The sequence below is a fragment of the Cryobacterium sp. PAMC25264 genome (assembly GCF_019443325.1).
GTDB lineage: Bacteria > Actinomycetota > Actinomycetes > Actinomycetales > Microbacteriaceae > Cryobacterium.
On record NZ_CP080383.1, the window covers coordinates 3,812,382 to 3,826,473 of the forward strand.

Here is a 14,092-nt window from a genome sequence, read left to right on the forward strand (position 1 = left end):
GGGGATGCCGGTGGTGCGGGCCTGCGCGTTGGTCGGCTACTCGCGGGCATCGTTCTATCGGCACCGCAGCCCCCGCGCCCGCCTGGCCGCGCCGATCCCGCAGAAGGACCGGCACCAGCCGGCCACGCTCTCCACTGCGGAGAGCGCGCAGATCCTGGCGCTGATCAACACCCCTGAGTATGAGGGCTTCTCGATCTGCCAAGCCTTTTACCGGGCCTGGGATGCGGGTGTTTACCTGGCGTCGAAGTCTTCCTGGTACCGCGTCGCCCGCGCGGCCGGGCAGGTCCACGAGCGCCGCCGGCAGGCTGAGGGGTCGCCGAAGAAGATCCCCGAGCTGGTCGCGACCGCCCCGTCACAGGTGTGGTCCTGGGACATCACCAAGCTCAAGACCACGATCCGGGGCCGCTACTTCCACCTCTACGTGATCATGGACATCTACTCGCGTCGCGTCGTGGGCTGGCGGCTGGAGGCCTACGAGGATGGTGACCTCGCCGAAGAACTGATCCAAGAAGCGGTCACCGCGAACCACGGCGTCGCGCCGAACTCTCTGCACTCGGATAACGGTGCTGCGATGGTGAGCACACCGGTGTCCTTACTGCTGGAGAAACTCGGCGTCGATAAGTCCTTCTCCCGGCCCAAAGTCTCCAACGACAACCCCTACAGCGAAGCGTTATTCAAGACCGCGAAATACGATCTCGCGTTCCCTGAGATCTTCGACACGACCGATGACGCCCGCGCCTACTTCGACTGGTTCTTCCACGAATACAACCAGAACCACCGCCACTCCGGCATCGCCTGGAACACCCCCAACGACGTTCACTACGGCCGCACCGACCGAGTGACCCGCCGCAGAAGCCAAGTCCTCAACACCGCATTCCGAACGCATCCAGAACGCTACGCCCAACACCCCAAGCCCCCGGCCCTACCGGGCCGGGTATGCATCAACGACCCCCGCCAAAAACCCAAACCCAACCTGTCTCAAACAGGTTGACAAATACCGCGTACCGGGCGCATTTGTCCGGAGCGGGCACTTACCGGGGTGCGAGGTCGCGTGGCGCGAGCCGGCTCTAGCCGAACGCCTCCACCACGGGGCGGAACTTCATCTTGGTCTCGGCCAGCTCGCGGTCGGGGTCGGAGTCCAGCACGATGCCGCAGCCGGCGTACGCGGTGACGTCCCCGGCCGGGGTGACCTGCGCGCAGCGCAGCGCGATGGCCCACTCGCCGTCGCCGTCGGCGCCCACCCAGCCCACCGGACCGGCGTAGCGGCCGCGGTCGAAGGGCTCAAGCTCGCGGATGAGCGCGAGCGCGTCCTGCGTCGGGGTGCCGGCCACCGCGGCGGTCGGGTGCATTGCCGCAATGAGGTCGAGCGAGGTGGACCCGTCGCTCAGGGTGCCCTCGACGTCGGTGGCCAGGTGCCAGAGGTTGGGCAGCTTGACCGTGAACGGGATCTCGCTCGTGGTGAGCACCGAGGTGTGCGGGCGGAGCGCGGCCAGCACGCTCTGCACGGCGAACTCGTGCTCGTCGCCGTCCTTGCTGGAGGTGGCCAGGGTGAGGGCTGCCTCGAGGTCCGCCGCGGCATCCGACCCGCGGGAGATGGTGCCGGCGAGCACCCGGGCATTGACCTCGTTGTGGTCGGCGCGGATCAGGGTCTCGGGGCTCGAGCCGACGAGGCCGTCGACGGCGTAGGTCCAGCAGTCCGGGTAGCCCAGGGCGAGCTCGGTCAGCAGTCGGCGCAGGTCGGACTCGGCCGGCAGGTGCCCGACCAGGTCGCGGGCCAGCACGACCTTGCTCAGGTCCCGGTCGCCGATGTGGGTGACGGCGGCGGAGACGGCAGCGCGGTAGCCGGCCGGCGTCAGCGCACCGGGAAGCAGCGAGATGCGGTACTCGTCGCCGAGCGGCTGCAGTGCCAGCGGGATTTCAGGGGCGGCCTGTCCGGTGGGCCAGATGCGGGTAACCCAACACTGGCCGTCCTCGCGGCCCACGATCACCTCGGGCACGATCAGCACACTGGTCTGGCTGGACGAGTCGTCGAAGGCGAAGGTGCCGAACGCGAGCAGGCCGGTGCCGGTGCGCGCCAACGGGTCGGTCACGGTGGCCGCCGCGACGACATCGCGCCAGGCGGCTGCGGCATCCTGCATGCGGGTAGGGCCGGAGAACTCGAGCCGCAGTGCCGTGCCGATGCCGGCGAGACCCTGGTTGCGGCGCATCCAGAGCAACGGCGTGCGCTGGTCGAGCAGGAGGATCAATTGGCGAATGTCGGCAATCGGGGACGTTTCAACCGTTAGAGCAGGCGCATTCACTCGTCTACCCTACGCCTGCGCCCGGGCACCCGGCCGCGCCGTATCCCAGGCGCCGCAATCTAGACTGGACCGGTGAGTAGAGCAGATCTTAATAAGCAGCCAGCGCAGGTCGCCGCCATGTTCGATCTGGTCTCGACACACTATGACCGCACGAACGCACTGCTCTCCGTGGGCAACGCCTCGCTGTGGCGTGTCGCGACCACACGGGCCGTGAACCCGAAGCGTGGCGAGCGCATCCTCGATATCGCCGCGGGAACGGGTACCTCGAGCGTCGCCCTGTCGCACACGGGCGCGCACGTCGTGGCCGCCGATTTCTCCGAGGGCATGATCAAGGTGGGCCGTGAGCGGCACTCCGGCAACCCGAACGTCGAGTTCGTGCAGGCGGATGCGACGGCGCTGCCGTTCGCGGACGGCGAGTTCGACGCCGTCACCATCTCCTTCGGCCTGCGCAATGTCGTGGAGCCCAAGAAGGCCATCGCCGAGTTCTACCGCGTCACCAAGCCCGGCGGCCGTGTCGTCATCTGCGAGTTCTCCACCCCGCCGTTCACCCCGATCCGGGTGGGCTACTTCGCCTACCTCAACCACGTGATGCCCCGCATCGTGAAGCTGGCCTCCTCCAACGCCGAGGCCTACGACTACCTGGGCGAATCGATCGCCGCCTGGCCCGACCAGCCCACGCTCAGCGCCTGGCTGCGTGATGCCGGATACGACGCCGTGGCCTATCGCAACCTCAGTCTCGGTATCGTGGCTCTGCACCGCGGAATCAAGACGGCCGCTGCAGCGTCCACAACCTCCTGAAACTCCCAGATCCGATCGTTAGGCTGACAGAGTGAAATTGACCGCCCCCGTGGCCCGCCGGAGCCCGTCGGTAACGTCGCAGCTGGGCCTGAGCGATCGGATCTTCTCCACGGCCGCCGACCGTGGCCTCGCCGCCAGCATCGAGACCGGACTCGACGACGTGACGACGAGCCTGCTCGGCGAACTCGTCTTCGCCGATGAGATCGCCAACGTCACCAGCCGATACCTGCTCAACGCCGGCGGCAAGCGCGTGCGCCCGATGCTCGCGCTGCTCACCGCGCACCTGGGCGATGGCACCGTGCCCGACGTCATCCGTGCCGCCACCGCGATCGAGATCACTCACCTGGCGTCGCTGTACCACGACGACGTCATGGACGACGCCGACAAGCGCCGCGGCGTGCCCAGCGCGCAGGTGGTCTGGGGAAACTCCATCGCCATCCTGGCCGGTGACCTGCTCTTCTCCCGCGCCAACCAGCTGATGGGCCGGCTCGGCGAACGCGCCGTGCGCCTGCAGGGCGACACCTTCGAACGCCTGGTGCTCGGCCAGCTGCACGAGACCGTGGGCCCCGCCGACGACCAGGACCCGATCGACCACTACATCCAGGTGCTCGCCGACAAGACCGGGTCGCTCATCGCCGCCGCCGCCCAGTCCGGCATTATCTTCTCCAACGCGCCCGCCGAGTTCGAAGAGCCCGTCGTGCTGTTCGGCGAGCGGATCGGCGTGGCCTTCCAGCTCATCGACGACGTCCTCGACCTGTCGCCGCAGCCGCAGGAGACCGGCAAGGTGCCCGGCACCGACCTCCGCGCCGGCGTCGCGACGCTGCCGCTGCTGCGCCTGCGCGAACGCGCCGCAACGGATGCGCGGGCCGCCGACCTCGTCGCCCGCCTCGAGGCCGATGTGATGAACAGCAAGGGCGCCACCACCGAGGCCGCCGACTCCGCCATCAGCGCGCTGCGCGAACATGACGTGACCACCCAGACCCTCGCGGAGGCCCACGGTTGGGCCCGTGACGCCGTCGACGCCCTCAAGCCCCTGCCGCAAGGCTCGGTCAAGAAGGCGCTCACCCGTTTCGCCGACACCATCGTCGAGCGATCCAGCTAGAAAGGCTCCCATGACCAAGTTGCGATTGGCCATAGTCGGTGCGGGCCCCGCCGGCATCTACGCCGCAGATATCCTCCTGAAGGCCGAGCGGAATTTCGATGTCTCCATCGACCTGTTCGACCACCTTCCGGCCCCGTATGGGCTCGTGCGCTACGGCGTCGCGCCCGACCACCCCCGCATCAAGGGCATCATCACGGCGCTCCGGGACGTGCTCGACCGCGGCGATATCCGCCTGTTCGGCAACGTCCGCTACGGCACCGATATCACCCTCGACGACCTCAAGAAGCACTACAACGCGGTCATCTTCGCCACCGGGGCCGTGCACGACGCCGACCTGGCCATCCCGGGCATCGAGCTCGAGGGCTCCTACGGTGCCGCCCGGTTCGTGAGCTGGTTCGACGGCCACCCCGACGTGCCGCGCACCTGGCCGCTCGAGGCTAAGTCGGTCGCCGTGATCGGCAACGGCAACGTCGCCCTCGACGTCTCCCGCATCCTCGCCAAGCACGCCGACGACCTGCTGCCCACCGAGATCCCGGCGAACGTCTACGAGGGCCTCAAGGCGTCCCCGGTCACCGACGTGCACGTGTTCGGCCGCCGCGGCCCCACCTCGGTGAAGTTCACCCCGCTGGAGCTGCGCGAACTCGGCGAACTCAACGACGTGGACATCATCGTGCACGACGAGGACTTCGACTACGACGATGCGGCCCGTGCGGCCGTGGCCAGCAACAAGCAGGTCTTCGTGATCGACAAAGTGCTCAACCAGTGGCGGAACCGCGAGACCGGGAGCGCCTCACGCCGGCTGCACCTGCATTTCTTCGCCCGCCCGGTGGAGGTGACCGACGACGGCAACGGCCACGTCGGCGGCTTCAAGTACGAGCGCACCGCACCGGATGGCCACGGCGGCGTGGTGGGCACCGGCGAGATCCGCGAGGTGCCGATCCAGGCCATCTACCGGGCCGTCGGCTACTACGGGTCCTCGCTTCCGGGCATCCCGTTCGACAAGAAGCGCGGCGTGATCCCCAATCGCGAGGGCCAGGTGCTCTGGAAGGGCGAGCCGGGCTTCGAGTCCAGCACCGCCAGCCAGCAGATGTACGGCGTGTACGCCACCGGCTGGATCAAGCGTGGGCCGGTGGGCCTGATCGGGCACACCAAGTCCGACGCCATGGAGACCGTGCGGCACCTGATCAACGATGTCGGCAATTGGTGGCGCCCCGAGTCGCCCTCTGAGGAGAGCATCCTCGAGCTGCTCGACGAGCGCGGCGTGGCGTACACCGACCTCGACGGCTGGCACCGCCTCGACCAGCACGAGCTCGCGCTCGGCGCCGAACAGGGTCGCGTGCGCGTCAAGGTGGTTCCCCGCCACGAGATGGTCGAGATCTCGCGGGCCCAGGTTCCCGCCGAGCTCTAGCCCCGACTCTCGCTCCTCGCCCCCGCGAACTGTGAGTTAAGCCCCAAAAAACGCGAGTTTTCGGGGCTTAGCTCACAGTTCGCGTTCTAGGGTGGGGGGATGGTGGAACTCGTGTGGCGGGAGGACCTGCTCGGGGAGCGCTTCCAGCAGGCCACGTTGCCTCTCGGCAGCGACGGCGAGGGCGATGTGGTCGCCACCCTGGTTCGCCACCGCCCGGCGCCGACCGAACTCGTCTCACCCTTCGCGCCGGCGCACGGTATCGACGTGCTCTACGTGCACGGATGGTCGGACTACTTCTTCCAAACCGGCCTAGCCGAACACTGGCACCGGGTGGGCGCCCGTTTCTACGCCCTGGACCTGCGCAAGTACGGGCGCAGCCTGCGCGAGCACCAGACCCCTGGGTACGTGGCCGACCTGGCCACCTACGACGCCGACATCGACGCCGCCCTCACCGCGATGGGCCACGGGGAGAACTCAGAGCGGCCGTCCCGCCGCCGCCTGGTGTTGATGGGCCACTCCACCGGCGGACTCACGCTGAGCCTGTGGGCGTCCAGACACCCGGGCCGGGCCCACGCGCTCGTGCTGAACAGCCCGTGGCTGGAGTTTCAGGCCGGCGGTGTGGGTCGGGCCTTCATTGCGCCCCTTGTGCAGCTGGGCGCCCGCGTGCAGCCGCTGGGTACTCTTCCTCAAGTGGACCTGGGCTTCTACAGCCGTTCGGTCTCGGCCGAGTTCGACGGCGAATGGTCCTACGAATCGCGCTGGCGCCCGCCGCGTGGCTTCCCGCCGCCCAGGGCCTGGCTGAATGCGGTGCTCGAGGGACACGCAGCCGTGGCGGCCGGACTGGGCATCGAGGTGCCCATCCTCACCCTGCTTTCGGCGCGGTCCACGATCCTGCCGCGCTGGAGCGATCAGATGCGGCACAGCGACAGCGTCCTGGTGGTGAACGACATCGCCAGGGCCGCCGTACGGCTGGGCTCGACGGTGACGGTGGCGCGCATCGAGGGCGCCCTGCACGACGTCGTTCTCTCGGCTCCGGCTCCCCGGGCGGCGGCGTATGCGGCGCTCACCCGGTGGCTGCGCGCCTACGCCTCCTAACCATCCGCGAACTGTGAGTTAAGCCCCTAAAAACGCGAGATTCTGGGCTTATCTCACAGTTCGCGAGAGGGGGTTAGCGGAAATTGACGAACTGGAGGGCCACGTCGAGGTCCTTGCCTTTGAGGAGGGCCATTGTGGACTGCAGGTCGTCGCGGCTCTTCGAGGAAACCCGCAGCTCGTCGCCCTGGATCTGACTCTTGACACCCTTGGGTCCCTCGTCGCGGATGATCTTGTTGATCTTCTTCGCGTTCTCCTGGTCGATGCCGGCCTTCATGCTGGCCTCGATGCGGTACTCCTTGCCCGACGCGTATGGCTCGCCGGCGTCGAGGCTGCGCAGCGAGATGCCGCGCTTGATCAGCTTCGACTCGAACACCTCGAGGATCGCCTTGACGCGCTCCTCGGTGTTTGCCTTCATGAGCACCTTCTCGCCGCTCATCTCGATGGATGCGCCCACGTTCTTGAAGTCGTAGCGCTGAGCCACCTCTTTGTGAGCCTGGTTGAGCGCGTTGTCGACCTCCATGGGGTCGACCTTGCTGACGATGTCGAACGTTGAATCTGCCATGGGAGCCATGTTACCGAGAAGGGCCGGATGCTGCCCGTTCCCGCCGCGCTCCCGCTCAGCCGCCGGGGCGGGCGGTGCTCGAACGCACGATCAACTCGAACGGCATCGGAGTGTTCAACGCCGCCTGATCGTGCTGGCCCGGGTGCAACTGGTCCATCAGGATCTCCACGGCCTTGGCGCCCTGGCCCTGGGGGAATTGCGCGATGGTGCTCAGGCCGAAGAAGTCCGCCAGCTCGTGGTCGTCGATGCCGATCACCGAGACGTCCCGTGGCACCACCAGGCCCAGGTCGCGGGCGGCCAGGATGCTGCCGATCGCCATCTCGTCGGAGGCCGCGAAGATCGCCGTTGGGCGGTCGTGCGGGCTGCCGAGCAGCTGTTTGGCGGCCTGGTAGCCGCCGCGGATGGTGAAGTCGGCCGGCTGGAAGAGCTCGGCGGACAGCCCGATCCCGGCGTTCTCCAGGGCCGCCTCGTAGCCGAAGCGCCGGTTCGTGGGCAGGTGGAAGTCCAGGTCGAAGTCCTTGTTGCCGCCGATGTGGGCGATGCGGGTGTGGCCGAGCGCGAGCAGGTGCTCTGTGGCGAGCCTGGCCACCGCTACATCGTCGATCGTGAGGGTGCGCACACCGGAGATCGGGCCGCCCACGCCCACCAGCGGCTTGCCCAGGGCGTGCAGCCTGGCCACCTCGCTCTCGGTGAGTTCGAGGGAGATCGCGATGACGGCATCCACTCGCTGGCGCAACAGGAAGTGCTCGAACACGCTGCGTCGTTCGTCCCCGCCGCCGGTGAGGTTGTAGAGGGTGAGGTCGTAGCCGTTCTGCAGCAACGCCTTCTGGGCGCCCTCGACGACGCTGGAGAAGAACCAGCGGTTGAGGAACGGTACGACGACGCCGATGTTCTTCATCCGACCCGACGCCAGGCTCGACGCGTTGGACGAGACCACATAACCCAGCTCGAGAGCGGCGGCCTTGACCTTCAACCGGGTGGCCGGAGAAACGTGGCCGTTGCCGCTCAGGGCGCGCGAAACCGTGGCGGTGGAGACGCCCGCGCGGCGGGCGACCTCGTCGATGCCGACCATTCGGGTTCCTTACCGACGTGCAAGAAGGGGTATTAGGTGATCATATCCACCGCCCGGGCGGCGGGTCGCCCACCCTGATTTCGCACTTGGGCCCTCTGGCTTGTATTCTGTCTGAGCGTCTCCGGTCACGTGGTCACATATGGTCGGGTATGCACTGGCGAGTTACCCAAGCGGCCAAAGGGATCTGACTGTAAATCAGACGGCGTAGCCTTCGTGAGTTCGAATCTCGCACTCGCCACAGCAAGAACTGCACAAACACAGCACAACGAACGCGCCGGACCTCCGGCGCGTTCGTGCGTTAACCCGCCGGATGCCCAGCCGCCCTGTCGGCGTCTGGTGCCCGTGGCGTACCGTGGGCGGATGACCACTGCAGCCACCGCCGAACTGCTCGCCCTCGCCCAGGAGACCGCCACGGTCGCCGGGGAGCTGGCGCGCCTCCGCCGCGCCGAGGGCGTGGAGATCGCCGCATCCAAGTCGTCCCCGGAGGACGTGGTGACCCTGGCCGACCGCGAGACCGAGGCCCTGATCCGCGGGCTGCTGTCGGATGCGCGCCCCGACGACGGCTTCTACGGGGAGGAGTCCACCGCCACCGCTGGCACCTCGGGCCTCACCTGGGTCGTCGACCCTATCGACGGCACCGTCAACTACCTCTACGGCATCCCGTTCTATGGTGTGAGTATCGCCGTGGTCGAGGGCGACGCCGACCCGGCCACCTGGACCGCCCTGGCCGGCGCGGTGCGCAACCCCGCCATCGACGAGCTGTTCTCGGCGCGCGCCGGCCACGGTGCTCACCTCAACGGACGCCGCCTCCAGGTGGCCAGCGGAGTGCCACTGTCGCTGGCCCTGTTCGGAACAGGCTTCTCCTACGACTCGGCCCGACGCACCCGCCAGGCGCGGGTTCTGCAGGGCCTCATCCACGAGGTGCGCGACGTGCGCCGGATGGGCGCCGCCTCCCTCGATCTGTGCGGGGTGGCGGCCGGCCGGCTCGACCTCTATTACGAGCGCGGGCTGAAGCCATGGGACCACGCCGCCGGCGCTCTCGTCGCCGCAGAGGCCGGCGCCCGGGTCGGTGCGTTCGGTGACGACCGTGAAGGCCAGAGCCTTCTCATCGCGGCCTCCCCGGACCTCTACCGCACGGCCGAACCGCTGCTGACGAAACTTTTCCAGGAATTTATGGCCGACGACGACATATGAGGATTCCCCGGCGGCGCCACCGGCGCGTCCCTTGCGCTGCCGGGTCACACGCCGGTTCTCGTCCCGCGATCGACGCGGCCCGGGTCGGCCCGACGGGGTGCGCCCCACCCCGTTTTCGGGTGTGATTCGCCGTCGCGAAATGGAATTTTCGCGGCTCGCAAGCTAGCCTTTATCTATTCGTTACTTTGGCTAGAGCCAAATCACCCGCTTTTTCCCTGTCCTTACGCGCTGAAAGTTCCCGCCCTTGTCACGTCACTCCCCGTTTTCGGATGCCTCCGCACCCGACTCGAGTGACCCCTCACAAGACGACGAATTGTCGCCGTTTCCGGCTCTGTCGAACACCCCGCAGCCGGTACTGACCCGCCGCGAACAGCGCGAACTCGAGCGCCGGCTCGTCGAAGACGCCGCCCCCGCACAGGATGCCCCGGCCGCAGGCCACCATTCCCCCGACTTTGTTGCCGCCCCCGCCGTCGAGCTCACGCCCGAGGCGCTTCTCGTCGTGGACACCGAGCTGGACGAGCCGCATGTCGAGTCCGTCGCCGTGCGCGAATCGAATCTCGCCCTCCCCGCGGAGCCGGCCTACGAGCAGCTCCCCACCGACGTGTCGCCGAACACCACGACGACCTCGATCCCGCTGCCCTCCCGCGCGGCCCTGCGCGCCCAACTGCGCGCCGCGCAGGCGACGGATGAGGCCACGCCCGCCGTCACCGCCGCTCCGGCCGCACAGGCCCCCCAGGACTCACCCGAGGCCGAGCGGGTGCTGCCCGAGTTCGTGCCGCGCACGCGTGCGCTGCCGGCCCCGGCTAAGCGCACTCCGGTGTCCACGCGTTCCGGGCACCACCGCATGCGCATGCTCGCCGCCCGCAGCGGATCGATCGTCGCCATGACGTTCGTGGCGCTGATGGCCGTGGCCACCTCGATCCCCGCTGACGCCCTGCTGTCCTCCAGCGATGTGCAGGCCGCGGCGCACCAGGCGCAGAAGCCCGCCGATGGCGGCCCTGCCCAGGTCATCAACCTTGCCAGCGGTACGGACACCATCACGGTGGAGCAGGACAGCTTCGAATCCAAGTCCATCGCCGAGGTGGCTGCGGCCAGCGGCATCCGCCTCGAGGCTGACTTCACCAACAACCCGAACGGCACCATCCAGTGGCCGTTCGCGGTCGGTGTGCACGTCGGCGACCAGTTCGGCTACCGCAACTGCGCCGGCTGCTCGGTCAACCACGGCGGCCAGGACTTCAACCCCGGCCTCGGGGCTCCCATCCAGTCGATCGCCGACGGCGTCGTCAGCTACGCCGAAGACGGCGAAGGCAGCCTCGGCGTGCACATGGTCATCGACCACATGATCAACGGCGAACTGGTGTCCAGCGTCTACGCGCACATGATCCACGGGTCGATGCTGTTGAAGGCCGGCGACGTCGTGAAGGTCGGCCAGGTCATCGGCCAGGTTGGCTCCACGGGCATGTCGACCGGCCCGCACCTGCACTTCGAGATCCGCCTCGGCGGCCTCAACGGCACCAAGGTGGACCCGCTGGTCTGGCTCCGCGCCAACACCAACTAGGCCACCGCCAGCAGCCCAGCCCGCGGCCTCTGCGCGCGGCGCTCCCACACGGTGGTTGAGCTTGTCGAAACCTGGTGAGCCGCCCTGGGGATGCCGCGCTGGGTCTCGACAGGCTCGACCGGCGAGAGGGGCGGCTTCAGAGGTCGGCCTGCGGGGTCTCGACGGGCTCGACCGGCGAGAGGGGCGGCTGCAGGAGGAGGCCGCCGGGGCCTCGACGGGCTCGACCGGCGAGAGGGGCGGCTGCAGGAGGAGGCCGCCGGGGCCTCGACAGGCTCGACCGACGAGAGGGGCGGCTCAGACGGCCTTGGCCAGGAAAGCCTCCAGCAGCGAGCGGGGCAGCGGGAACGGCATGCCGTCGGCTCCGTTCGGCGTGGACTGCAGCTCGCGCTGCGCCACGGGCTCGCCGCCGGTGCCCAGCGACACCACCTGGTCGTGCAGGCGCTCCATGTCCACGTCCAGCCGGTGCGCCACATCCGCGGCCTGTTTGAGCTCGCCCACGAGGGCGGCCGGCACGGCCCCGTCGTACTTGTAGAAGATCTTGTGTTCCAGGCTGGCCCAGAAGTCCATCGCCACGGTGCGGATCTGCACCTCGACGGTCACGGGCTGCACCCGGTCGGACATGAACACCGGGATCGCCACGATCAGGTGCAGGCTCTTGTAGCCGTTCGGCTTCGGGTCCTTGATGTAGTCCTTGACCTGCAGCACGGTGATGTCCTGCTGGCTTGTCAGCATCTCCAGCACCCGATAGGTGTCTGAGATGAAGCTGCAGGTGATGCGGATGCCCGCGATGTCTTGGATGTTCTCCCGAATGCCCTCGAGGTGCAGGGGGTAGCCCTTGCGGGTGGCCTTCTTGAGGATGCCCTCTGGTGACTTCAGTCGGTGGCTGACGTGCTCGATCGGGCTGTAGTCATGGATCGCACTGAACTCTTCCTTGAGGATGTTGACCTTGGTCATCATCTCGTCGGTCGCGAACTTGTACGACATCATGAAGCGCGTCAGCTCGGTCCGGAGTGCTCGGAGGTCGGTCGGCCATTCGGCGTCCAGGTCCGTCACGAGTTCTCCCTCATCCACCAACGCCGTCATCCACCGTGTTGCGATCACACGGTGCGGCTCTCCAACGATGCCGCGCGCACAGAGCGGCGACCACCCCAGTCTGGCATCCCGCACATCGACACTCGCTGGGAGCAGGATGTGTGCGCTCGATGCGAAGGCGTTGTGCGGGATGCGGGGCGGTCGCCGCCGTGCGGCCGGGATCAGGCCTGCAGCCAGGCGGTGGTGTCGCCGGGGAGAGTGCGTCCCTCGAGGAGTTCGCTGCTGAGCAGCAGGGCGCCATCGGGCAGCTCCACGGGCTGGTCGCCGGTGTTCGCCACGACGATGACATTCCCGTTGCGGAATACGAGCACACTGTCGCTGGGCGACGGCAGCCAGTCGACCGAACCGAGTCCGAGACCGTGTTCGCGGCGCAGCTTGAGTGCGAGTGTGTAGAGCTCCAGCGTCGATCCCTCGACGCCCTCCTGCGCATCCCGGGCCAGCGTGGCCCACTCGGCCGGCTGGGGCAACCAGCTGGCCGGGCTGGGTCCGAAGCCGTAAGACGGCGAGGCCGCCTCCCAGGGGATCGGCACTCGGCAGCCGTCGCGGCCGTAGCGCTCCCCGTTGGTGCGGAACCAGGTGGGGTCTTCGCGGGAGGAGTCCGGTAGGTGGATGACCTCGGGCAGGCCGAGTTCCTCGCCCTGGTAGATGTAGCTTGAACCGGGCAGCGACAGCATCAGCGCGGATGCTGCCCGGGCTCGGCGCAGGCCAACCTTGGTGTCGGGCAGCCCGACGGTGTTCGGGCCGATGCCGTGGCCCTGCAGGTTGTCCGCGGTCAGGGCCAGCCGGGAGGCGTGGCGCACCACGTCGTGGTTGGAGAGCACCCAGGTGCTCGGAGCGCCGACGGCGCTGAACGCGGCCAGGGAATCGTCGATCACGCGCTTGAGCGGTGCGGCCTCCCACGGGGTCTCGAGGTAGGCGAAGTTGAAGGCTTGGTGCATCTCGTCGGAGCGCACCCACTGGGCCACCCGCTCGAGCGGGTCCACCCAGGCCTCGGCGGCGAGGATCCGGTCGCCCTCGTACTCGTCGAGCACCAGGCGCCAGTCGCGGTAGATGTCGTGCACGCCGTCCTGCGCCCAGTAGGGCGCGCCGGCCACGGGCTCAGCCACCACCCCGGGCTCGAGCGAGGTGGCCCCGCCCATGCTGCCGCCGTCGACCGGCGGGGTGTAGTCGGGCAGGCCCTTAGCCTTGATCATGCCGTGGGCCACGTCCACCCGGAAGCCGTCGACGCCACGGTCGAGCCAGAAGCGCAGCACGTCCCGGAACTGAATGCGCACCCACTCGTTGTCCCAGTCGAAGTCGGGCTGGGTGGTGTCGAAGAGGTGCAGGTACCACTGGCCCGGTGTGCCGTCGGGGTCCACGGTGCGGGTCCAGGCGTTGCCTCCGAAGACGGACTCCCAGTTGTTCGGGGGGAGTTCGCCGTTCTCGCCGCGGCCGTCACGGAAGATGTAGTGCCCGCGCTCCTCGCTGCCGGGCCCGGCGGCCAGTGCCGCCTGGAACCAGGGGTGGTCGCTGGAGGAGTGGTTGGGCACGATGTCCACGATCACCCGGATGCCCAGCGCGTGCGCGGCATCCTGCATGGCGTCATAGTCGGCGAGCGTGCCGAAGAGCGGATCGACGTCGCAGTAGTCGGAAACGTCGTAGCCCGCGTCGCGCTGCGGCGACCGGTAGAACGGCGATAGCCAGATGGCATCCACCCCGAGCTCCGCCAGCTGGGGCAGGCGGGAACGGATGCCCGCGAGGTCGCCCATGCCGTCGCCGTTCGCGTCAGCGAACGACCGTGGGTAGATCTGATAAATAACGGCGGTACGCCACCACTCTGTGCCTGTCATGACGGACAGACTACGGCATTCCGAGCAACATGCAAGCGCTTCCACTAATCCGCAACAGCAAATCGACCTGAGCACTGTAGAT

General features: G+C 68.1%; 12 protein-coding genes and 1 tRNA gene. 8 read left to right on the forward strand and 5 right to left on the reverse strand.

Annotated features, from left to right (window positions below; translation table 11 throughout):
* Positions 1-4: 4 nt before the first annotated feature.
* On the forward strand, positions 5-991 hold the full coding sequence (locus tag KY500_RS17925) for a DDE-type integrase/transposase/recombinase (RefSeq protein ID WP_255579195.1): 987 nt from the start codon (positions 5-7) through the stop codon (positions 989-991).
* A gap of 76 nt (positions 992-1,067) precedes the next feature.
* Here the strand turns inward: KY500_RS17925 and KY500_RS17930 are convergent, their stop codons facing one another.
* On the reverse strand, positions 1,068-2,246 hold the full coding sequence (locus tag KY500_RS17930; RefSeq protein ID WP_255579544.1) for an isochorismate synthase MenF: 1,179 nt from the start codon (positions 2,244-2,246) through the stop codon (positions 1,068-1,070).
* 171 nt (positions 2,247-2,417) lie between these two features.
* On the opposite strand from KY500_RS17930, the gene KY500_RS17935 reads away from it, so the two are divergent.
* The 4 genes from KY500_RS17935 (at position 2,418) to KY500_RS17950 (ending at position 6,703) form a co-directional block, all read left to right on the forward strand.
* Complete coding sequence (locus KY500_RS17935; protein WP_219901683.1) at positions 2,418-3,098, forward strand: class I SAM-dependent methyltransferase; 681 nt, start codon at positions 2,418-2,420, stop codon at positions 3,096-3,098.
* A 31-nt stretch (positions 3,099-3,129) separates the two neighbouring features.
* Positions 3,130-4,200 (forward strand): polyprenyl synthetase family protein, encoded by a 1,071-nt coding sequence (locus KY500_RS17940; protein ID WP_219901684.1) that lies wholly within the window; start codon positions 3,130-3,132, stop codon positions 4,198-4,200.
* Positions 4,201-4,210: 10 nt separating this feature from the next.
* Entirely contained in the window at positions 4,211-5,608 is a 1,398-nt protein-coding gene (locus KY500_RS17945) for an FAD-dependent oxidoreductase (protein ID WP_219901685.1), read from the forward strand.
* Between the two features lie 99 nt (positions 5,609-5,707).
* The gene (locus tag KY500_RS17950) at positions 5,708-6,703 is read left to right on the forward strand and encodes an alpha/beta hydrolase (RefSeq protein ID WP_219901686.1); all 996 of its coding nucleotides are present in this window, start codon (positions 5,708-5,710) and stop codon (positions 6,701-6,703) included.
* A 73-nt stretch (positions 6,704-6,776) separates the two neighbouring features.
* On the opposite strand, the gene KY500_RS17955 is transcribed toward KY500_RS17950, so the two are convergent.
* Together KY500_RS17955 and KY500_RS17960 are read right to left on the reverse strand one after the other, a co-directional pair.
* On the reverse strand, positions 6,777-7,265 hold the full coding sequence (locus KY500_RS17955) for a YajQ family cyclic di-GMP-binding protein (protein ID WP_066598753.1): 489 nt from the start codon (positions 7,263-7,265) through the stop codon (positions 6,777-6,779).
* A 55-nt stretch (positions 7,266-7,320) separates the two neighbouring features.
* Positions 7,321-8,337, reverse strand: a complete 1,017-nt coding sequence (locus KY500_RS17960) for a LacI family DNA-binding transcriptional regulator (protein ID WP_219901687.1) — start codon at positions 8,335-8,337, stop codon at positions 7,321-7,323.
* Between the two features lie 156 nt (positions 8,338-8,493).
* Between KY500_RS17960 and KY500_RS17965 the strand changes: the two genes are divergently transcribed.
* The 3 genes from KY500_RS17965 (at position 8,494) to KY500_RS19640 (ending at position 11,089) form a co-directional block, all read left to right on the forward strand.
* Positions 8,494-8,575 (forward strand) — tRNA-Tyr (locus KY500_RS17965).
* Between the two features lie 122 nt (positions 8,576-8,697).
* Positions 8,698-9,531, forward strand: a complete 834-nt coding sequence (locus tag KY500_RS17970; RefSeq protein WP_219901688.1) for an inositol monophosphatase family protein — start codon at positions 8,698-8,700, stop codon at positions 9,529-9,531.
* Positions 9,532-9,844: 313 nt separating this feature from the next.
* On the forward strand, positions 9,845-11,089 hold the full coding sequence (locus tag KY500_RS19640; protein ID WP_219901689.1) for a M23 family metallopeptidase: 1,245 nt from the start codon (positions 9,845-9,847) through the stop codon (positions 11,087-11,089).
* Between the two features lie 294 nt (positions 11,090-11,383).
* On the opposite strand, the gene KY500_RS17980 is transcribed toward KY500_RS19640, so the two are convergent.
* Entirely contained in the window at positions 11,384-12,142 is a 759-nt protein-coding gene (locus tag KY500_RS17980) for a GTP pyrophosphokinase family protein (RefSeq protein ID WP_255579546.1), read from the reverse strand.
* A gap of 200 nt (positions 12,143-12,342) precedes the next feature.
* The gene (locus KY500_RS17985; RefSeq protein WP_219901690.1) at positions 12,343-14,010 is read right to left on the reverse strand and encodes an alpha-amylase family glycosyl hydrolase; all 1,668 of its coding nucleotides are present in this window, start codon (positions 14,008-14,010) and stop codon (positions 12,343-12,345) included.
* Positions 14,011-14,092: the final 82 nt, after the last annotated feature.

Bases quoted from the DNA above. Each gene is read 5' to 3' on its own strand.
- KY500_RS17970 (WP_219901688.1), top strand. From the start codon at position 8,698: ATGACCACTGCAGCCACCGCCGAACTGCTCGCCCTCGCCCAGGAGACC.
- KY500_RS17945 (WP_219901685.1), top strand. From the start codon at position 4,211: ATGACCAAGTTGCGATTGGCCATAGTCGGTGCGGGCCCCGCCGGCATC.
- KY500_RS17950 (WP_219901686.1), top strand. From the start codon at position 5,708: ATGGTGGAACTCGTGTGGCGGGAGGACCTGCTCGGGGAGCGCTTCCAG.
- KY500_RS17925 (WP_255579195.1), top strand. From the start codon at position 5: ATGCCGGTGGTGCGGGCCTGCGCGTTGGTCGGCTACTCGCGGGCATCG.
- KY500_RS17960 (WP_219901687.1), bottom strand. From the start codon at position 8,337: ATGGTCGGCATCGACGAGGTCGCCCGCCGCGCGGGCGTCTCCACCGCC.
- KY500_RS17985 (WP_219901690.1), bottom strand. From the start codon at position 14,010: ATGACAGGCACAGAGTGGTGGCGTACCGCCGTTATTTATCAGATCTAC.
- KY500_RS17935 (WP_219901683.1), top strand. From the start codon at position 2,418: ATGTTCGATCTGGTCTCGACACACTATGACCGCACGAACGCACTGCTC.
- KY500_RS17955 (WP_066598753.1), bottom strand. From the start codon at position 7,265: ATGGCAGATTCAACGTTCGACATCGTCAGCAAGGTCGACCCCATGGAG.